Annotated in this window: 18 protein-coding genes; 3 read left to right on the top strand and 15 right to left on the bottom strand. The window is 60.5% G+C overall.

Annotated elements, in window-relative coordinates:
- Nucleotides 1-88 precede the first annotated feature (88 nt).
- Both RBA40_RS10780 and RBA40_RS10775 read left to right on the top strand, forming a co-directional pair.
- Nucleotides 89-1,996 carry a M6 family metalloprotease domain-containing protein gene (locus RBA40_RS10780; RefSeq protein WP_306647887.1) on the top strand — a complete coding sequence of 636 codons (1,908 nt, stop codon included), beginning with the start codon at nucleotides 89-91 and terminating at the stop codon, nucleotides 1,994-1,996.
- 297 nt (nucleotides 1,997-2,293) lie between these two features.
- Nucleotides 2,294-4,549 carry a M9 family metallopeptidase gene (locus RBA40_RS10775; RefSeq protein ID WP_306647886.1) on the top strand — a complete coding sequence of 752 codons (2,256 nt, stop codon included), beginning with the start codon at nucleotides 2,294-2,296 and terminating at the stop codon, nucleotides 4,547-4,549.
- Between the two features lie 314 nt (nucleotides 4,550-4,863).
- On the opposite strand, the gene RBA40_RS10770 is transcribed toward RBA40_RS10775, so the two are convergent.
- The 14 genes from RBA40_RS10770 to RBA40_RS10705 form a co-directional block, all read right to left on the bottom strand.
- Nucleotides 4,864-5,286, bottom strand: a complete 423-nt coding sequence (locus RBA40_RS10770; protein ID WP_099873373.1) for a F0F1 ATP synthase subunit epsilon — start codon at nucleotides 5,284-5,286, stop codon at nucleotides 4,864-4,866.
- Nucleotides 5,287-5,342: 56 nt separating this feature from the next.
- Complete coding sequence (gene atpD, locus RBA40_RS10765; protein WP_099873371.1) at nucleotides 5,343-6,743, bottom strand: F0F1 ATP synthase subunit beta; 1,401 nt, start codon at nucleotides 6,741-6,743, stop codon at nucleotides 5,343-5,345.
- Nucleotides 6,744-6,775: 32 nt separating this feature from the next.
- Nucleotides 6,776-7,651 carry a F0F1 ATP synthase subunit gamma gene (gene atpG / locus RBA40_RS10760; RefSeq protein WP_099873369.1) on the bottom strand — a complete coding sequence of 292 codons (876 nt, stop codon included), beginning with the start codon at nucleotides 7,649-7,651 and terminating at the stop codon, nucleotides 6,776-6,778.
- 80 nt (nucleotides 7,652-7,731) lie between these two features.
- Nucleotides 7,732-9,273, bottom strand: a complete 1,542-nt coding sequence (gene atpA / locus RBA40_RS10755; RefSeq protein WP_099873367.1) for a F0F1 ATP synthase subunit alpha — start codon at nucleotides 9,271-9,273, stop codon at nucleotides 7,732-7,734.
- Between the two features lie 80 nt (nucleotides 9,274-9,353).
- Nucleotides 9,354-9,887: a F0F1 ATP synthase subunit delta gene (locus tag RBA40_RS10750; protein ID WP_306647885.1), complete on the bottom strand. Its 534-nt coding sequence runs from the start codon at nucleotides 9,885-9,887 to the stop codon at nucleotides 9,354-9,356.
- 2 nt (nucleotides 9,888-9,889) lie between these two features.
- On the bottom strand, nucleotides 9,890-10,360 hold the full coding sequence (locus RBA40_RS10745) for a F0F1 ATP synthase subunit B (protein ID WP_306627372.1): 471 nt from the start codon (nucleotides 10,358-10,360) through the stop codon (nucleotides 9,890-9,892).
- A gap of 79 nt (nucleotides 10,361-10,439) precedes the next feature.
- Entirely contained in the window at nucleotides 10,440-10,685 is a 246-nt protein-coding gene (gene atpE, locus RBA40_RS10740; protein ID WP_038494309.1) for a F0F1 ATP synthase subunit C, read from the bottom strand.
- Between the two features lie 94 nt (nucleotides 10,686-10,779).
- Nucleotides 10,780-11,619 carry a F0F1 ATP synthase subunit A gene (atpB, locus tag RBA40_RS10735; RefSeq protein ID WP_306647884.1) on the bottom strand — a complete coding sequence of 280 codons (840 nt, stop codon included), beginning with the start codon at nucleotides 11,617-11,619 and terminating at the stop codon, nucleotides 10,780-10,782.
- A gap of 1 nt (nucleotide 11,620) precedes the next feature.
- On the bottom strand, nucleotides 11,621-11,959 hold the full coding sequence (locus RBA40_RS10730; protein ID WP_099873359.1) for an ATP synthase subunit I: 339 nt from the start codon (nucleotides 11,957-11,959) through the stop codon (nucleotides 11,621-11,623).
- 440 nt (nucleotides 11,960-12,399) lie between these two features.
- Nucleotides 12,400-13,278 carry a ParB/RepB/Spo0J family partition protein gene (locus tag RBA40_RS10725; RefSeq protein WP_306647883.1) on the bottom strand — a complete coding sequence of 293 codons (879 nt, stop codon included), beginning with the start codon at nucleotides 13,276-13,278 and terminating at the stop codon, nucleotides 12,400-12,402.
- Between the two features lie 19 nt (nucleotides 13,279-13,297).
- Nucleotides 13,298-14,068 carry a ParA family protein gene (locus tag RBA40_RS10720; RefSeq protein WP_306647882.1) on the bottom strand — a complete coding sequence of 257 codons (771 nt, stop codon included), beginning with the start codon at nucleotides 14,066-14,068 and terminating at the stop codon, nucleotides 13,298-13,300.
- 114 nt (nucleotides 14,069-14,182) lie between these two features.
- Nucleotides 14,183-14,830, bottom strand: coding sequence for a 16S rRNA (guanine(527)-N(7))-methyltransferase RsmG (gene rsmG / locus RBA40_RS10715; protein WP_099873353.1), 648 nt, complete (start codon nucleotides 14,828-14,830; stop codon nucleotides 14,183-14,185).
- Nucleotides 14,827-16,758: a tRNA uridine-5-carboxymethylaminomethyl(34) synthesis enzyme MnmG gene (gene mnmG / locus RBA40_RS10710; protein ID WP_099873351.1), complete on the bottom strand. Its 1,932-nt coding sequence runs from the start codon at nucleotides 16,756-16,758 to the stop codon at nucleotides 14,827-14,829. The genes rsmG and mnmG overlap by 4 nt, the downstream gene beginning before the upstream one ends.
- 187 nt (nucleotides 16,759-16,945) lie before the next feature.
- Nucleotides 16,946-17,710, bottom strand: coding sequence for a sulfite exporter TauE/SafE family protein (locus tag RBA40_RS10705; RefSeq protein WP_306647881.1), 765 nt, complete (start codon nucleotides 17,708-17,710; stop codon nucleotides 16,946-16,948).
- 142 nt (nucleotides 17,711-17,852) lie between these two features.
- Here RBA40_RS10705 and RBA40_RS10700 point away from each other — a divergent pair, with 142 nt between their 5' ends.
- Nucleotides 17,853-19,019 (top strand): iron-containing alcohol dehydrogenase, encoded by a 1,167-nt coding sequence (locus RBA40_RS10700; protein WP_306647880.1) that lies wholly within the window; start codon nucleotides 17,853-17,855, stop codon nucleotides 19,017-19,019.
- A gap of 2 nt (nucleotides 19,020-19,021) precedes the next feature.
- Here RBA40_RS10700 and RBA40_RS10695 read toward each other — a convergent pair whose 3' ends face one another.
- Nucleotides 19,022-19,825, bottom strand: coding sequence for an L-iditol 2-dehydrogenase (locus RBA40_RS10695; RefSeq protein WP_306647985.1), 804 nt, complete (start codon nucleotides 19,823-19,825; stop codon nucleotides 19,022-19,024).
- Nucleotides 19,826-19,842 lie beyond the last annotated feature (17 nt).

Below are 19,842 nucleotides of genomic sequence, written 5' to 3'. Positions count from 1 at the left end.
GCTTTCGACCGAGATTACGCCGAAATATGCCAAGACGGGCGCTTTTTGCACATGCATACTTGCATTTTTTACAACACCGGAGAAGTAGATGAGTTTGATGCGTGCAAGTCTTACGGCAGCTGCCGGCATGGTGCTGTCGCTGGCGGCGTTAACATCCCACGCGGCCATTCCGTACAAGGGCCATACCTACGAATTCCGCCAACCGGGCGGCGAAAAGCTGAAAATCCGCCTCGACGGCAACGATTACTACGCCGAGCAGCGCACCGAAGATGGTTCGCTGATCATTTATGATAATGCCAAACGAGGTTTTTGCTACGCACACGTGAACGCCACGGGCGACAAGCTGGTGTCGAGCGGCGTGCTGGCCACCAATGCCAGGCTGCGCACGTTCAGCACCGCGCTGGATAAGCGCGAGCCGGGCCTGAGCACGGCGGCCAAGGCGCGCCTGGCGCAGCAGCGCTACCAGAAAATGCACGGACGCACGCTGGAATCGGCGCAGCGCAGCACCGCCGCGATGATGTCACCAAGCGCCGCGGCCAGCGCCGCCGTCACCGGCCAGATGCGCGGCCTGACCGTGATCATCGACTTTTCCGACGCGCCCGGCACCATCACCAAGCCGCAGGTCGAATCGTTCCTCAACGATGCCGCATACACCGGCTTCGGCAATGCGCAATCGGTGCGCGGCTACTTCCTGTCCGTCTCAGGCAACAAGCTCGACTACAGCAATAGCGTCACGCGCTACTACCGTGCCACGCGTCCCAAGTCCTACTACACCGACAACAGCCTGGACGTCGGCCCGCGCGCGCAGGAGCTGATCCTGGAAGCGCTGAACTGGGTCAAGAACAGCGAAGGCTTCGATTTCTCCACGCTCAGCCGTGACAGCACGGGCCACATCCTGGGCCTGAACTTCTTCTATGCGGGCGAAGCGGACAGCCCATGGTCGAAAGGCTTGTGGCCGCACATGGGCTGGCTGGGCGAACAGTTCTGCAGCAACGGCGCCTGTACCGGCAGCTACCAGATCAGCGACATGGGCAAGCAGCTGGCGATCGGCACCTTCGTGCATGAATCGGGTCACCTGATCATGGGCTGGCCCGACCTGTACGACTACGACGGCAGCTCGCAAGGCTCGGTGGCCAACTTTTGCGTGATGGGCTTCGGCGGCGTGGGCCACGAGAGCCAGTTCCGTCCGACCCAGCCGGTCGGCTTCCTGCGCCACCTGGCCGGCTGGGATACGGCGATCGAACTCAATCCAGCGATCAACCGCAGCGCGCCAACCGGGCGCCTGAGCCAGACTTCCGGCGGCCATTCGCTGTACCGCTGGAGCAACCCGGCCAACGCGGCCGAAGCGTTTTATGTGGAAGCGATCCACAAGAGCGACCAGAACCTGTACCAGCCCGACCAGGGACTGGCGGTGTTCCACATCGACCCGGCCGGCTCCAACAATGACGAATGGCATCCGTACATCCAGATGGAACACGCGGACGGCAAGCGCGATCCGGAAAACAATCTGAACCAGGGCGACGGCGGCGACCTGTTCGACGGCGTGGCCACGCGCGCCTTCAACGCCAGCGTGCCGAACGCGGTGGCGGCCAAGGGCACTAATTCGCTCTGGTGGAACGGCTTTGCGTCGGGCTTTGCGCTGTCCAATATCAGCGCCCCGGCCAAGACCGTGTCGTTCGATGTCGGCGTCACCACCACCGGACCGGCCGCGGACGTCTACAACGCCACCCTGGCCGACAAGGCCGAAGCGATCCATCCATCGCCATGGTTCGAGTACAAGGGCGGCACCCTGGGCGCGGTACTGAGCGGCCCGGCCGGCACCGACTTCGACCTGCGCATCGAGAAGTGGCAAAACAATGCGTGGGTCAAGGTGGCCGAGTCGAGCGGCGATGCATCGCAGGAAACGATCAGTTATGCCGCCGCGGCGGGCTACTACCGCATCATCGTCTCGTCCTACAGCGGCGCGGGCAACTACAAACTGACCGTTACCAAGTAAGCGAGCGCCCACTCTGACCGGTGCGGCAACTTTCGCCGGTCAAAAGTGTGGCTTTTTCGTCATCGTCTCCCTGCCCGCTGTGCCGGAATTGCCGGTCCCGTCGGGGAAATTGAACAAACCCGTTTTTGAAAGCATTTCAGCAGTATTTACCTATATGCATCCGGGATAGTATCAGCACGCCTGATGGCTTTGCAGCATAGCGGGAACCACCCCTTTCCCGCGCCATGAACGACTGCGCCGGCACACAACCTGACCGGCGCAGCGTAATCAACAATGATAATTCCAAGGAGCGAGACAATGTTTGTAGAACGCAAAATCGTATTACTGGCCGGGCTGGTCAGCGCCTGTTTCAGCAATGTCACCTATGCAAAACAGGCCGATGAAGGCCATACGCACCAGCGCTTGAACCAGGCGCAAATGCCGCATGCGCGCCAGACGCTGCCACCGACGGTGGAACAGCAGCGCTTCAACGTGGCACCAACCGTCAAGCCGCGCACCGACCTGATGCCGAAAGCGAGCGAGAACGGCCGCATGAGCATGAACATGAATCTGCTCGCGGCCACGCCCGAGTGCAAGAACATGGATACCCTGACCACGTACAACGGCGCCGCGCTGGCCGATTACCTGGTCGCCATGCCCGATTACGAGTGCACCTATCCGCTGTTTTCGCTGACCCCGGCGCAAGCGGCCAAGGCCTATTCGGCCGCCAACCTGAATGCGGTCGCGACCCGCTTCGCGCGCGAAGCGAGTACCTACAACGCCAGCAGCCGCGCGCTGGTCAACCTGGCGCTGTACCTGCGCGCCGGCTACTACCTGGGCGGCAGCGGCGTCATTGCAACGCCATCGGCGGCATTTACCGCGTCGCTGCGGGCCCCGATCAAGAACCTGGTCGAAGGCACCGTGCTCTACAAGAGCAATCCGGTGGGTGGCAGCACGGCGTCGGAAATCATCAAGCTGATCACCAACACGCATGACGAAGCGTATTTCGTGCCGTCGATGAAAAAGCTGGTGGTGCGTTTCACCAATACGCCGAGCAATCCGAACGCCGTTGACGCTCTCAAGCAATACGATGCCGCCGGCGGCATGACCTCGGCGTTGACGGTGCTGTTCTACGCCCATTCGCGCCCGGATGCGCTGCCGCTGCTGCAAAGCGACACCAGCTATCCGATCGCGCTGAACAATTTCGTGGTGCAGAACAAGGCCGCGCTGATGGGCACGCCGACGGCTTACATGCTGACCGATGCCGCCAACGAAGCGTTCCGCTTCATGCAGTACCCGGCGCAAAAGGCCACGGTGAAGCCGATGGTGCAAACCACCTTGGCGAGCAGCAGCATGACCGGCGCCGACAGCGCGCTGTGGCTGGCGGCTGCCTCGGCCGTCAAATACTATGACAATGCCAACTGCACCCAGTACGGCACCTGCGGCTACGAGCAAAAGCTGGCCGACACCGTGCTCAAGATCAGCCACACCTGCAGCCCGACCCTGCGCATCCGTGCCCAGGAAATGACGACGGCCCAACTACAGTCTTCCTGCGCCATTTTGCAGAAAGAGGAAGGCTACTTCCATGAAATGCTGCTCACCAATCGCACGCCGGTGGCCAACGACAAGAATACCTCGCTGGAACTGGTGATCTTCAACGATTACGCCAATTACGGTAAGTATGCGTCGGTTATCTACGATATCCCGACCAATAACGGCGGCATGTACCTGGAAGGCAACCCGGAGTCGAGCACCAACCAGGCGCGCTTCATCGCGCACGAAGCATCGTGGCTGCTGCCGACGTTCGCGGTGTGGAACCTGGAACACGAATACGTGCACTACCTCGATGGCCGCTTCAACATGAAGGGCGACTTCACCGCCTCCGTGGCCAAGCCGACCGTGTGGTGGGTGGAAGGCATCGGCGAATACCTATCGCTGCGCAACAATAACCAGCCATCGATCGACAAGGCGCGCACCGGCACCTACAAGCTGAGCCAGATTTTCGGCAATACCTACGCGATGGGCGATTACACCGACCGCGCGTACCGCTGGGGCTACATGGCAACACGCTTCATGATGGAAAAGCACCGTAACGACATCGATACGGTGCTGGGCAAGTTCCGGTCCGGCGATTACGATGGCTACCAGAACTACATGGCGTATATCGGCACCCGCTACGACGCCGAGTTTGCCGCCTGGGCCAAGACCGCCACCACGGCGGGCGAGCCGCCGCTGCCAAACGTGACCCTGCCGCCGTGCCCTAACAGCACCCAGCTGGGCAAGAACTGCTCGATCGGCGGTTTCGCTTCCTCGGGCGAGCGCTATGCCTACATCTCGCTGCCGGCCGGCGCCAAGAACCTGCGCCTGTTTACCAGCGGCGGGAGCGGCGACGTCGACCTGTATGTGGGCCGTGCGCATTATCCGACCACCACCTGGTATGACGCGGCATCGGCCACGCCAGGCAACCGCGAGAGCGTCGCCTTCAGCGCGCCGGTCACCGGGCAGTGGTATTACATCATGCTCAAGGCTAAGCAGAGCTATAGCGGCGTGACCATCAGCGCCACGTACGACTGATGACAAACCTGCCGGGGCAGTAGCTCCGGACGCAAAAAAGGCAGCTTCGGCTGCCTTTTTTGCTGCCCGGTGTCGCCAAGCGGCCGGGACGCCGCGGGTGCCCGGTGCCGATCCGCACCGGCGCCCGCAGTGCATCACAACCTTTGTCACCATCGGCCAAGCACATTTTCAGGGCATGTTCATGCGTGCGACGACACGCCATTGCCAGCCGAAGAACGATAGTGATCGGTGCGCGAACGACAGACCATGGCACCAGACGTAAAAAAGGCAGCCGAAGCTGCCTTTTTTGCTGATGCGGGTGTGACCCCGGCGTCTTAGCGCTTGTTGCGGAAGCGCTGGATTGCCTGCAACTGGGCAATCGCCGCCGCCATCTCGGCTTGCGCCTTGGCGTAGTCGATCTTCGATACCTTGTTGACCATTGCTTCTTCGGCCGCTTTTTTGGCGGCCAGTGCTTTTGCTTCGTCCAGGTCGCCACCGCGAATCGCGGTGTCTGCCAGCACGGTCACGCCGTTCGGCTGCACTTCCAGGATGCCGCCAGCGACGAAGACGAACTCTTCTTCGGCCTGGCCAGCCACCTTGATCCGTACCGCACCCGGCTTGATGCGCGTGATCAGCGGGGTGTGCTTGGGATAAATCCCCAGCTCGCCTGCTTCACCCGGCAACGCGACGAACTCGGCTTCGCCCGAAAAAATGCTGGCTTCGGCCGATACCACGTCAACGTGAAATGTGTTTGCCATGTGTGTCCTATCGGGTTCCGGCGCCACGCTGGTTCAGCGCGGCGCCCTGGCCTGTCTTAGTTGAGCTTCTTGGCTTTTTCGATTGCTTCTTCGATCGTGCCAACCATGTAGAACGCTTGCTCAGGCAGGTGATCCAGTTCGCCCGATGCGATCATCTTGAAGCCTTTGATCGTGTCTTTCAGCGAAACGTATTTGCCTGGCGAACCGGTAAACACTTCAGCAACGTGGAATGGCTGCGACAGGAAACGCTGCATCTTACGTGCGCGCGCCACCAGCAGTTTGTCTTCCGGTGCCAGCTCGTCCATACCCAGAATCGCGATAATGTCGCGCAATTCCTTGTAGCGCTGCAGGGTGCCCTGAACAGCGCGCGCGGTGTCGTAGTGTTCCTGACCGACGACGAGCGGGTCCAGCTGGCGCGAGGTCGAGTCGAGTGGGTCGACCGCAGGGTAGATACCCAGCGAAGCGATGTCACGCGACAGAGCAACGGTCGAATCCAGGTGAGCAAAGGTGGTTGCTGGCGATGGATCGGTGTAATCATCCGCAGGGACGTACACGGCCTGGATCGAGGTGATCGAACCGGTCTTGGTCGAGGTGATGCGCTCTTGCAGACGGCCCATCTCTTCGGCCAGCGTCGGCTGGTAACCCACCGCGGAAGGCATACGGCCCAGCAGTGCCGATACTTCGGTACCGGCCAGGGTGAAGCGGTAGATGTTGTCCACGAAGAACAGAACGTCTTTGCCTTCGTCACGGAACGATTCAGCGATCGTCAGGCCGGTCAGCGCAACGCGCAGACGGTTACCTGGCGGTTCATTCATCTGACCGTAGACCATCGCCACTTTGGAATTCTCTGGATTTTCCAGATCGACCACTTTGGCATCGGCCATCTCGTGGTAGAAGTCGTTACCCTCGCGAGTACGCTCACCCACGCCGGCAAACACGGACACGCCCGAGTGTGCTTTTGCGATGTTGTTGATCAGTTCCATCATGTTCACGGTCTTGCCCACACCCGCACCGCCGAACAGACCGACTTTACCGCCTTTGGCGAACGGGCACACCAGGTCGATCACCTTGATGCCGGTTTCCAGCAGGTCTTGCGATGGCGACAGTTCGTCGTACGCAGGAGCCACGCGGTGGATCGATGCGGTTTGCTCGTGCGAGACAGGACCGCACTCGTCGATCGGGTTGCCCAGCACGTCCATAATACGGCCCAGGGTCGCTTTACCGACCGGTACCATGATTGGCTTGCCGGTGTTCTGGATTGCCATGCCGCGACGCAGACCGTCGGAGGTACCCAGTGCAATGGTACGGACAATGCCGTCGCCCAGCTGCTGTTGTACTTCCAGGGTCAGCTCGGAGCCTGCCATTTTCAGTGCGTCGAAAACCTTCGGCATTGCATTGCGTGGGAACTCAACGTCCACCACAGCGCCGATACACTGAACGATTTTGCCATCAGCCATGTTCGTTCCTTCAATAGTATTTAAATTCGGGTTTAGACCGCGGCCGCACCGGCGACGATCTCGGAGAGTTCTTTGGTAATCGCAGCCTGGCGGGTCTTGTTATAGATCAGCTTCAGGTCGCCGATGACGCTGCCGGCGTTGTCGCTTGCCGCTTTCATCGCCACCATCCGCGCCGATTGCTCGGACGCGAGGTTTTCGGCTACTGACTGATACACCAGCGCTTCCACATACCGCACCAGCAGTTCGTCGATCACGGTCTGCGCTTCCGGCTCGTAGATGTAGTCCCATGCGTGACTGCTCTTGTCGCCTTCCAGCTTGTCGGCGGTCAGCGGCAGCAGCTGCTCGACCATCGGAATTTGCTTCATCGTGTTTACGAACTTGGTGTAGCAGATATAGACTGCGTCGAGCTCACCTTCCTCGTAGCGATCGAGCATGACCTTGATCGGCCCGATCAGCTTGTCGAGGTGAACGGTGTCACCGATCTGGATCGCATGCGACACGACCTTCACGCCAACGCGGTTCATAAAACCCAAACCCTTGTTGCCAATGGCAACCGCTTCAATCTTGTTGCCAGCCGTTTCCAGCTCGCGGGTTTTCTGCGTCAACAGACGCAGGATGTTGGTGTTCATGCCGCCGCACAGACCTTTGTCGGTCGTGATGACGATGAAACCAACCGCCTTCGCTTTCACGTCCTTGCCTTGCGCCATGAACGGATGCGTGTATTCCGGATTCGCCGTAGCCAGATGCGAGGTGATGTTACGAATCTTGTCACTGTAAGGGCGGGCGGACCGCATCCGGTCCTGCGCCTTGCGCATTTTGGACGCGGCGACCATTTCCATCGCCTTCGTGATCTTCTTCGTATTCTCTACGCTCTTGATCTTGTTACGTATCTCTTTGCCTACTGCCATGAGTCCTTACTCCTTTTGATTCCAGCCGTCTAGAATGTTGAGGACCGACCTACGCTACGCGCAGGTCCGTCCCACAAGCGTTAATACGCGCCGGATTTCTTGAAGTCAGCAACAGCGGCGGACATGGCGGCTTCGCCATCCTTGTCCAGTTGCTTGGTTTCTTCGATCTTGGCCAGGAGAGCAGCTTGCTTGGTCTTCATGTAGCCGTGCAGACCGGCTTCGAACGCCAGCACTTTCTTCACTTCGACGTCATCGAAGAAGCCTTTGTTCACTGCGAACAGCGACACGGCCATCATCGAGATCGACAGTGGAGAATACTGAGCCTGCTTGAGCAGTTCGGTGACGCGCGCGCCACGGTCGAGCTGCTTGCGGGTCGATTCGTCCAGGTCGGAAGCGAACTGCGCGAACGCAGCCAGTTCACGGTACTGGGCCAAGTCGGTACGGATACCGCCGGACAGGTTTTTGATGACCTTGGTCTGAGCGGCGCCACCGACGCGCGACACCGAAATACCGGCGTTAATCGCAGGACGGATACCCGAGTTGAACAGCGAGGTGTCCAGGAAGATCTGGCCGTCGGTAATCGAAATCACGTTGGTCGGAACGAACGCCGACACGTCGCCAGCCTGGGTTTCAATGATCGGCAGCGCGGTCAGGGAACCGGTCTTGCCCTTGACTTCGCCGTTGGTGAACTTCTCGACGTAGTCGGGGTTCACGCGTGCTGCGCGCTCGAGCAGGCGGCTGTGCAGGTAGAACACGTCGCCAGGATACGCTTCGCGGCCTGGTGGACGGCGCAGCAGCAGCGAGATCTGACGGTAAGCAACAGCTTGCTTGGACAGGTCATCGTAGACGATCAGTGCGTCTTCGCCGCGGTCACGGAAGTATTCGCCCATGGCGCAACCGGAGTACGCGGAAATGTATTGCATGGCAGCCGACTCGGAAGCCGATGCTGCGACGACGATGGTGTATTCCATCGCGCCGTGCGTCTCGAGCGAGCGCACGATGTTCTTGATGGTCGATGCCTTCTGGCCGATCGCGACGTAGATACACGTCATGTTCTGGCCCTTCTGGTTGATGATCGCATCGATCGCGACAGCCGACTTACCGGTCTGGCGGTCACCAATGATCAGCTCGCGCTGGCCACGGCCGATCGGTACCATCGAATCGATCGACTTCAGGCCGGTCTGCATAGGCTGCGACACCGACTGACGGGCGATCACGCCCGGAGCGATTTTTTCGATTGGTGCGGTCAGCTTGGCGTTGACAGGACCCTTGCCGTCGATCGGCTGGCCCAGGGCGTTAACCACGCGGCCCTTGAGTTCAGGACCGATCGGCACTTCCAGGATGCGGCCGGTGGTCTTGACCGTGTCGCCTTCGGAGATGTGCTCGTAAGCACCCAGAATCACGGCGCCGACCGAGTCGCGCTCGAGGTTCATCGCCAGGCCGAAGGTGTTGCCCGGGAATTCCAGCATCTCGCCCTGCATCACGTCCGACAGGCCATGGATACGGCAGATACCGTCGGCTACGGAGATTACCGTGCCCTGATTGCGAATATCAGCCGAACCTTCGAGGCCTTGGATCCGGCTTTTGATCAGTTCGCTGATTTCAGATGAATTAAGTTGCATGCTAACTCCTAATAGTTTCTTGATGCGTAAGGCAAGGGCGTCTGCGCCGGCGTGCTGTGCGGGTCTATACGACGCGGTAGTTACGAAGCCAGCGCAACATGCATCTGTTGCAGCTTGGCGCGTACCGAGGTATCGAGCACTTCATCACCGACGACCACGCGCACACCACCGATCAGCGAGGGATCCACTGTCACCGTTGGGTTGAGCTTGCGGCCAAATTTCTTTTCCAGCGTCGCGACCAGTTGCGCAACCTGCGGCTGGGCAATCTCGAAGGCGCTGGTGATGTTGGCGTCTGCGGCACCGGCGTTCGTGTTCTTGAGCACCTGGAACTGGGCATGAATTTCCGGCAGCAGCGACACGCGGTGGTTTTCGACCAGCATGGCAACGAAGTTGTTCACTTCCGCGGTGACCGGCGACTTGAGCAGCGACACCACGGTCGCGGCAACGTCGGCGGCGACCACGTTCGGGTTGGCCGCGAAGGCCAGCACATCGTGGTGAGCGCCGAGCTGGGCCAGTTCGGACAACACTTCGGACCAGGCCGCCACGTTGCCTTGCTGGGCAACACGGTACAGGGCTTCGGCGTAAGGACGGGCGACGGTTGCGATTTCGGCCATGATTACAGCTCGACCGACAACTGCGACAGCAGGTCGGCGTGGGCCGCTGCGTTCACTTCGCGCTTGAGGATCTGCTCGGCGCCTTTGACGGCGAGGGCAGCGACCTGGCCACGCAGTTCTTCGCGTGCACGGTTAACCTGTTGCTCGGCATCTGCCTTGGCGGATGCGATGATGCGGGCCGCTTCTTCAGCAGCTGCTTTCTTGGCATCGTCGAGGATCATGGCGGCGCGCTTGTCGGCGTCGCTGATGCGCTTTTGACCTTCGTCACGGGCAGCGGCCAGATCTTTCTGGACTTGCTCGTGGGCTTTCTGCATTTCTTCCTTGCCGCGGTCAGCTGCGGCCAGGCCGTTCGAGATCCTCTGGATGCGCTCGTCGAGCGCTTTCATCAGTGGGGGCCACACGAATTTCATCGTGAAACCAGCCAGGATGAAGAAGACCACGAACTGGGCAAACAGGGTTGCGTTTAAGTTCACGGTGTTTTCCTTCTTACAAAAACGGATGCCGAACCCGGAAGGTTCGGCAATTCATAACCAGCGAAGTGCCGAACGAAAATTACTTCGGAACGAATGGGTTGGCGAATGCGAACAGCATTGCGATACCAACACCGATCAGGAACGCCGCATCGATCAGACCAGCCAGCAGGAACATTTTGGTTTGCAGGGTGTTCATCAGTTCAGGCTGACGAGCCGAAGCTTCGAGGTATTTGCCGCCCATGATAGCGATACCGATACAAGCGCCGATAGCGCCCAGACCGATGATCAAACCGCAAGCCAGAGCAACAAAAGAAAGGTCAGTCATGAGAGTTCCTTCAAAAAGTAAATTAAAAACTAGATTAAAAATTACAAACTTTGCCAACTACTACTATGTTTCGATTCTGTTCGAGCTGTGCCGATCAGTGGCCTTCATGCGCCTGGCCCAGGTATACCAGGGTCAGCATCATGAAAATGAACGCCTGCAGGAACACGATCAGGATGTGGAAAATAGCCCAGACCGAACCGGCGATGACGTGGCCGACAAAGCCAAACGTCGTAGCCATCGCACCCAACAAAGCGATCAACAGGAACAGCAGTTCGCCAGCAAACATGTTGCCGAACAGTCGCATGCCGAGCGACACGGTTTTTGCTGCGTACTCGATGATGTTCAACAGCAGGTTGAACGGCGCCATGGCAATGCCGAATGGCGCGGAAAACAGTTCGTGAATCCAGCCGCCGAAACCCTTGATCTTGATGCTGTAGTAGATCATCAGTGCGAACACGCCCAGGGCGATGCCCAGCGAGCCGTTCAGGTCGGCGGTCGGAACCACGCGGTGATACGGGAAGATATGTTCGATACCCAGCAGTTTGAACAAGCCGGAGAACAGATCGACTGGCAAGAAGTCCAGCGAATTCATCAGTGCAACCCAGACAAACACGGTCAGTGCCAGCGGCGCGATGAAGCTGCGGTCGCCGTGCACGATGCCCTTGGCCTGGTTGTCGACCATCTCGAAGACCATTTCAACAGCCGCCTGGAAGCGGGTCGGCACGCCGGAGGTGGCCTTGCGGGCCGCCATCCACATGATCAGGCAGCCAAGAATACCCATGGCGATCGACCAAAACATGGTGTCCATATTGATAATGGAGAAATCGACCACACTTTCCTGATGCTTGGTCGAAAAGTGACCCAGGTGGTGCTTGATGTATTCTGATGCGGTCGGCGCGTGTGCTGCGCCGGCTTCAAGTGTTGGACTCGTCATGTCAGTGCCTAAATATTAAGAATATGTAACTTTTCAGCGCCACGATGAAGCCGCCAATCATGGCGAACACATTCAAGTCGCGGTACAGCGAGAAGGTCGCGGCAATCAGCGCCACCGTCAAAGCAATCTTTATGAATTCCCAGATAAAAAACGATATCGGGTCGGCCCCACCTGGTTTCTTCGTATTGGCGAACAGGCGCAACGCGAACACGGCATTGGGCAAGACACAACACAATCCGCCGAACACCGCCGACAACATCGCAGCCCATCCCCCCAGAAGCGCGGCGATGAGGCCAGCAGCGACTGTTACCATCAATTGCAGGGAGACTAAGCGCAACATGTTGTATTCCTTGCGCCAGCCATATAAGTGCCGTGTTTCGGTGTCTGAATTATGTGAATCAGCGGGATTATAAGTGCTTATGCTTGCATGCGTCAAACGTTGCTGCACTGTGAATGAACGCGAATGTGTTCAAAAGCCACGCATTTTTAAGCAATTTGCACTAAACGGGGGCGAACTGGTCCTCCTTGCCAAAAGTTAACTAGAAGAAACGTCTTGCGTGATAATGGTCGCGTGGGCGGTCGGTGGAGCTGATTTCTGGCTGCCGGCGCGCGGTACAGTTATATCGTAGGCGCGTGGTGGGGAGGGGGCAATTACCTGGGAGGTTATGAGCACGTCGTTCCCGCGCAGGCGGGAACCCAATTTCGTACCGTAACCCGTGGCTCGACAAACTTGGGTTCCCGCCGAGTGCCGCCTTGGCGCGGGAACGACGGAGGCTGACTTTACGCGCGCAAACGCGCCAGTACGCCGTCCAAAATGTCGAGATCGGCAAAATCGATGATCATTTGGCCGCGCCCCTTCGGTCCCATCTTGAACAAGACCGGCGTGGCCAGCTTGTCGGACAGCTCTTCTTCCAGCCGGGTAATATCCCCCGATTTTTCCTTCTGGCGTGCACTGGTCGGGTTGCTCTGCTCTTCCAGCTCCCTGGCCACCAGTTTTTCCGTCTCGCGTACCGACAGGCGTTTCGCCACCACCAGGTTGGCCAGGCTGATCTGGCTGGCCGAGTCCACCGCCAGCAGCGCGCGCGCGTGCCCCATGTCCACGTCGCCCGCCATCAGCATGGTTTGCACGGGCGCCGCCAGATTCATCAGGCGCAGCAAGTTCGACACCGCGCTGCGCGAGCGCCCTACCGCCGTGGCCGCCTGCTCATGCGTGAAATTGAAATCGGAGATCAGGCGGTGAATGCCCTGCGCCTCTTCCAACGGATTGAGATCCTCGCGCTGGATGTTTTCGATCAGCGCCATCGCCGCAGCGGCTTGGTCGTCCACATCGCGCACCAGCACCGGAATCTCGTTCAGCCCGGCCAACTGCGCCGCGCGAAAGCGCCGTTCGCCGGCGATGATCTCGTAGCGCACCGCGCCGGTCAGGGTATCCTGGCCGATCGGACGCACCAGCACCGGCTGCATGATGCCCTGGGTTTTGATCGACGCGGCCAGTTCGTTGAGCGCGCCTTCGTCCATGCGCGTGCGCGGCTGGTATTTACCGGCCTGCATCTGGTGCACCGCCAGGATGGACGGCGTGTCGGGCTTGGCGCCCTCGCCATCGCCGCCCAGCAGCGCGTCGAGCCCGCGACCGAGCCCTTTGAGTTTTTTGGTTGCCATAATTCGTGAATGCCTTCGTTTACATTGTTTTGATGCGTTCGACCATCTCGGCGCCAAAGGCGATGTAGGCCTGCGCCCCTTTCGAGGACGGATCGAACACCACGCCCGGCACGCCGTACGACGGCGCTTCGGCCAGGCGCACGTTGCGCGGGATGATGGTGTTGAAGACCTTGTCGCCGAAGTGCTGCTCCAGCTGGGCCGACACTTGCTGCGACAAGGTCATGCGCGGATCGAACATCACGCGCAGCAGGCCGATGATCTTCAGATCGGTGTTCAGGTTGGCGTGCACCTTCTTGATGGTGTTGACCAGATCCGACAAGCCTTCCAGCGCGTAGTACTCGCACTGCATCGGGATGATGACGCCGTGCGCGGCGCACAGGCCGTTCAGGGTCAGCATCGACAGGGCCGGCGGGCAGTCGATCAGGATGAAGTCGTATTCCTTGTCGACCGATGCCAGCGCATCCTTCAGGCGGCGCTCGCGGTTTTCCAGTTCGACCATTTCGACTTCGGCGCCGGCCAGCTCGCGGTTCGAGGGCAGCACGTCGAAGCGCCCCGCTTCCGAGCGCGTGCGCGCCGCGCTCACCTCGGCCTCGCCCAGCAGCACTTCATAGGTCGATGCCTTCAGGCCCGCCTTGTTGATGCCGGCCCCCATGGTCGCGTTGCCCTGCGGGTCCAGGTCGACAAGCAGCACGCGCTGATCCAGTTTGGCCAGGCCCGCTGACAGGTTAACGCTGGTGGTGGTCTTGCCTACGCCGCCCTTTTGATTTGCAACGCAAAATATTTTCGCCATGTATGCTCTTATGATAGATTTGATGCAAACGATTTATACTGTTTTAATCGTATAAACCGTTTATTCGATTTATATGGTTTTAACGATATAAATCGTTTATTTGATTTATACTGTTTATTGGTTCTTTTCGATGAAAACGAGGTGGCGCTCCGCCTGCAGCCCTGGAACCTGGATAGCCCTCAATTCGCTCACTTTCCAGTCGCTCGGAAGCCGTTCCTGCTCGTCCGCCGGCGCCGTGCCTTTCAAGGCGATGAATTTGCCGCCCTCGGCCAGCAGGTGTCCCGACCAGTTGACGAAGTCGGACAGGTCGGCGAAAGCGCGCGAGGTAATCACGTCGAATTTGTGCGGCACCTGCAGCTGCTCCACGCGCGCCGTGTGCACGGTGACGTTGGCCAGGCCCAGTTCTGCCTTCACTTGCGTGAGGAACGCGGTTTTCTTGTGCACGGTGTCGATCAGGGCCACTTTCATGTCGGGCCGCGCGATGGCGAGCACGATGCCGGGCAAGCCGCCCCCTGCCCCCACGTCGAGCACGCTGACGGCACCCTCGAAGGCCGATACCGCGGCCAGCGAATCGAGCGCATGGTGCGTCACCATCTGCATGGGATCGCGCACCGAGGTCAGGTTGTACACCGAGTTCCACTTGGCCAGCAGCGCCAGGTAGTCGAGCAGTTGCCCGTGCTGCTGTTCGTTCAAGTCCAGCTTGAGTTCTTTAATGCCATTGGCCAGCACTGGCGCAATGGCGTTACGGTCGAAAAACTTCATCCTGCCAGCTCCTCGTTGAGGGTGGCAAAGCCTTTGGCGCCACGTTTTTTCAGATGCACCAGCAGCAGCGAGATCGCCGCCGGCGTGACGCCCGAGATGCGGGACGCCTGCCCCAGCGTCTCGGGACGCTGCTTGTCGAGCTTCTGGCGCACCTCGATCGACAGCGCAGTGATGTCGAGGTAGTCGAATCCGGCCGGCAGCTTGAGGTTTTCGTAGTGGTCGTGACGCTCCACTTCCTTGGCCTGGCGGTCGATATAGCCGGCGTATTTGAGCTGGATTTCGACCTGTTCCTTGACCGCAGGGTCTTCCACACCCGGACCGGCCAGCACCTGGCCGTCCACGCCGGACAGGCCCATCAGCTTCTCATAGTCCACTCCCGGACGGCGCAGCAGGTCGGCCAGCGAGTATTCGCGCTCGATGGCCTGGCCGATCACGCGTTCCGATTCGGCGCTGGCGAGGATGCGCGGGTTCACCCACGTCGTGCGCAGGCGCTCCAGTTCGACGGCGACGGCTTCGCGTTTGCGCTCGAATGCCTCCCACTGGGCATCGCCCACACAGCCGAGTTTGCGGCCGATTTCGGTCAGGCGCATGTCGGCATTGTCCTCACGCAGGCTCAGGCGGAACTCCGCGCGGCTGGTGAACATGCGGTACGGCTCGGCCACGCCCTGGGTGGTCAGGTCGTCGACCAGCACGCCAAGGTAGGCTTCGGAACGGCCCGGAACCCAGGCCTCGCTGCCCTTGGTCAGCAGCGCCGCGTTGATACCGGCCAGCATGCCCTGCGCCGCCGCTTCTTCATAGCCGGTGGTGCCGTTGATCTGGCCGGCGAAGAACAAGCCCTGTACGGCCTTGGTTTCGAGCGAGGTTTTCAGGCCGCGCGGGTCGAAATAATCGTATTCGATGGCATAGCCCGGACGCAGGATGAAGGCGTTTTCCATACCCTTCATCGAGCGCACCAGGGCGATTTGCACGTCGAACGGCAGGCTGGTCGAGATGCCGTTTGGATAGAATTCGTTGGTCGTCAAGCCTTCGGGTTCGAGGAAAATCTGGTGCGATTCCTTGCCGGAGAAGCGGTGAATCTTGTCTTCGATCGACGGGCAGTAGCGCGGGCCGACGCCTTCGATGACGCCGGTGTACATCGGGCTGCGGTCCAGGCCGGCGCGGATGATGTCGTGCGTCTGCGCGTTCGTGTGCGTGACCCAGCACGGCACCTGGCGCGGATGCATGGCGGTGTTACCCATGACCGAGAACACCGGCACCGGATCGAGGTCGCCCGGCTGCTCGGACATTTGCGAAAAGTCGATGCTGCGGCCATCGATGCGCGGCGGTGTGCCGGTCTTCAGGCGCCCTTGCGGCAGCTTCATTTCCTTCAGGCGCGCCGACAGCGAGATCGCCGGCGGATCGCCAGCGCGGCCGGCGGAGTAGTTTTGCAGGCCGACGTGAATCTTCCCATCGAGGAAAGTGCCAGCCGTCAGCACCACCGCGCGGGCGCGGAACTTGATGCCGATCTGGGTCACGGCACCGACCACGCGGTCGCCTTCTAGCATCAGGTCGTCAACCGCTTGCTGGAACAGCCACAGGTTCGGCTGGTTTTCCAGGCGTGAACGGATGGCCTGCTTATACAAGATGCGGTCGGCTTGAGCGCGGGTAGCGCGTACAGCCGGGCCCTTGGACGAGTTAAGGATACGAAACTGGATACCGGATTCGTCCGTGGCGATCGCCATGGCGCCGCCCATGGCGTCGACTTCCTTGACCAGGTGACCCTTGCCAATGCCGCCGATGGACGGGTTGCAGGACATCTGGCCGAGGGTTTCGATGTTATGGGTGAGCAGCAAAGTCTTCTGGCCCATGCGGGCAGAAGCGAGCGCCGCCTCGGTGCCGGCATGGCCGCCGCCGACGACGATGACGTCGAATTCAGTTGGAAATAGCATGATGGAGTGTAGAGCGAGGGATATGAGGCCCGATTATAGAGTCTTTTCCGACCCTCCACTCTTTTGCGCCCAGAATCACCGTTTTTTACACAACGGAATGTTTCACGTGGAACGTCGAATTTGACTAACGCGCATTGTTTCACGTGGAACGTCAGTCAACCCCTCAAGGCTGTTCCACGTGGAACATCTACCACTTCACGATGGCGTCGTAGCTCGTCTTCACGATCAGCAAGCTCACGACGACAAGGAACAGCTTGCGGACAAACGCACTACCGTGCTTGATCGCCAGCTTGGTGCCGACCAGGGAACCTGCGACCTGACACACCGCCATCAGCAAGCCCAACTGCCAAAGGATGTGACCGCTGTAGCCGAACCACATCAGCGCAGACAAGTTGCACGCCACATTAACCACCTTGGCGGCAGCCGAAGCGCTAAGGAAATCAAAGCCGAAAAAACGCACATACAGGAACAGCAGGAAGCTGCCGGTACCGGGACCGAAGAAGCCGTCGTAGAAACCAATCGCCGCACCGATGCCGACCGCCACCCAGCGCTCCGTCGAGCCGCTGTGCAGCGGCGCATGGATGCTGCCGAAATCTTTTTTGCGGAAGGTGTAGACCGCCACCGCGACCAGCACGAACGGCAGCAGTGTGCGGACGAAATCGGCCGGGACCTTGGTCACCGTGTAAGCACCGGCGAATGACAGCAGCAAGGCCGATACCGCCGCCGGCGCCGCCGCGCTCCACGCCACCCTCACCTTGCGCGCGTAATTGACAGCCGCCGCGCCGGTACCGAAGATGCCCGCGAACTTGCTCGTTCCCAGCAGGGTCGCCGGCACTTCACGTGGAAACACCGAAAAGAGCACCGGCACCTGAATCAATCCGCCTCCGCCAACAACAGCATCTACCAAGCCGGCGAGGAAGGCCGCGCATCCGAGTAAGGCGAAATCGATCATGAATTTTCCAGGGAATATGGACTGAACAGCACAGCCAGATATTGTACGGAAGAAATCTGATCGACGTTTCGCCCCGCCATTTTCCTGCCGGTGACGATGATGGTGTAAGCTTTTGACATCCCCATCGACCCGCAGGTGCACAATGACCCAGTCCGCCGAGTTCAGTTTCAGTACCGTCCCCCACCTTGTTTCTGCCCGCGGCGCCAGCAGTCGCCTGGGGACGCTGGTCGCCAGTCACTTCCCTGCCGCCCGCCGCGCGCTCATCGTCACCGATCCCGGCTTTCTTGCCACCGGCCTGGTGGACGCGCCGTGCCGCTCGCTCGAGCAAGCAGGCCTTGCCGTTCACGTCTGGTCGGACGTGGTGGCCGACCCTCTGGAGTCGGTGGTACTGCAGGCGGTGGACGTGGCGCGTCAGCACGGTGCCGACCTCGTCATTGGCCTGGGTGGCGGCAGTTCGATGGATGTGGCGAAGCTGATCGCGGTGCTGGCCGGCAGCGACCAGCCTCTCGGCCAGATCTACGGCATCGGCAATGTACGCGGCACGCGCCTGCCGCTGGTACAGATTCCAACCACCGCCGGCACCGGATCGGAAGTGACGAACATCGCCATCGTCACCACCGGCGCGACCACCAAGATGGGCGTGGTCGCGCCCCAGCTGTATGCGGACCTGGCAATCCTGGACGCGCAACTGACGCTCGGCCTGCCGCCCATGGTGACGGCCGCGACCGGAATCGATGCGATGGTGCACGCCATCGAAGCCTTCACCAGCAAGCACAAGAAGAACCCGCTGTCGGATAACCTGGCGCGCCAGGCGCTGTCGCTACTGTCGCGCAACCTGCTCCGTGCCTGCGAACACGGCGCCGACCTGGAGGCGCGCCAGGCCATGCTGCTGGGCGCCTGCTTCGCCGGGCAGGCATTTTCCAACGCGCCTGTGGCGGCAGTGCACGCCCTCGCCTATCCGATTGGGGGCATATTTCACGTGCCACATGGTTTGTCCAACTCACTGGTGCTGCCGCATGTGCTGCGCTTTAACCTGTCGCACGCGAGCGCGCATTATGCCGAGCTGGCCGACATCATCGATCCGGGCGTGAGCGGCAGCGAAGAAGCGCGCGCCAATGCGCTGGTCAATGCGATGGAACAGATTGCGGTCAACACCGGCATCCAAACCACGCTGCGCCAGGTCGGCGTAAGCGCAGCCGATATCGACAAGCTGGCCGATGATGCGATGCTGCAAACCCGCCTGCTGGGCAACAACCCGCGCGAGCTCACGCGGGAAGATATCCACAGCATCTACAGCGCAGCCTACTAACGCTAGCTCATCACGGCGCCGCCGTCGACGTTGAGCGTCTGCGCCGTGATGTAGGCCGACTCGTCGCTGGCCAGGAAAATCGCCGCGCCCGCCAGGTCGCCCGGCGTTCCCATGCGCCCGAGCGGTACCGCCAGCCCGACTGCCCTCTTCTTCTCTCCCGGCTGCAACTGTTCGTAACGCGCGAACAGGGCGTCCACGTGGTCCCACATGGGCGTATCGACCACCCCCGGCGAAATCGCATTGACGCGGATGCCGTGCGGCGCCATCGCCAGCGCGGCCGACTGGGTGTAACTGATCACCGCCGCCTTGCTCGCGCAGTAGTGCGCCACCAGCGCTTCGCCGCGCCGTCCGGCCTGGGATGCCAGGTTGATGATGGCGCCGGTCCGGCCAGCATCCACCATTGCCCGCAGCACCTGCTGCATCACGAGAAACATGCCTTTGACGTTGACGTCGAAGATGCGCTCATACATCGCCAGATCGGACTCCAGCAACGGTGCCATGTCGAACACGGCCGCATTGTTGAACAGGATGTCGACGGGGCCGAAGCGTTCATCGGCCGCCGCCAGCATGGCGCCCACCGCGCCGGCGTTGCGCACGTCCGCGCCCAGGTAGTGCAGCTGTTCCGGATAGCGCGCCATCAGTGACGCCAGCGCGGCCGGTGGCGCGTCGGCCAGGTCGACCACGCTGCAGCGCGCTCCTTCCGCCAGGTAAGCCTCCGCCACCGCCAGTCCGATGCCGCCGCCGGCTCCGGTCAGCAGGGCGTGCCTGGATGCGAGCCGGTTCATGCTTGCGCGCTGCTTGGACATCATCAATCTCCTTGGGT

This window comes from Massilia pseudoviolaceinigra (genome assembly GCF_030846505.1).
Lineage (GTDB): Bacteria > Pseudomonadota > Gammaproteobacteria > Burkholderiales > Burkholderiaceae_D > Telluria_A > Telluria_A violaceinigra.
Note: the sequence above shows the minus strand (reverse complement) of the source record. Positions and strands in the feature narration are given on the sequence as shown.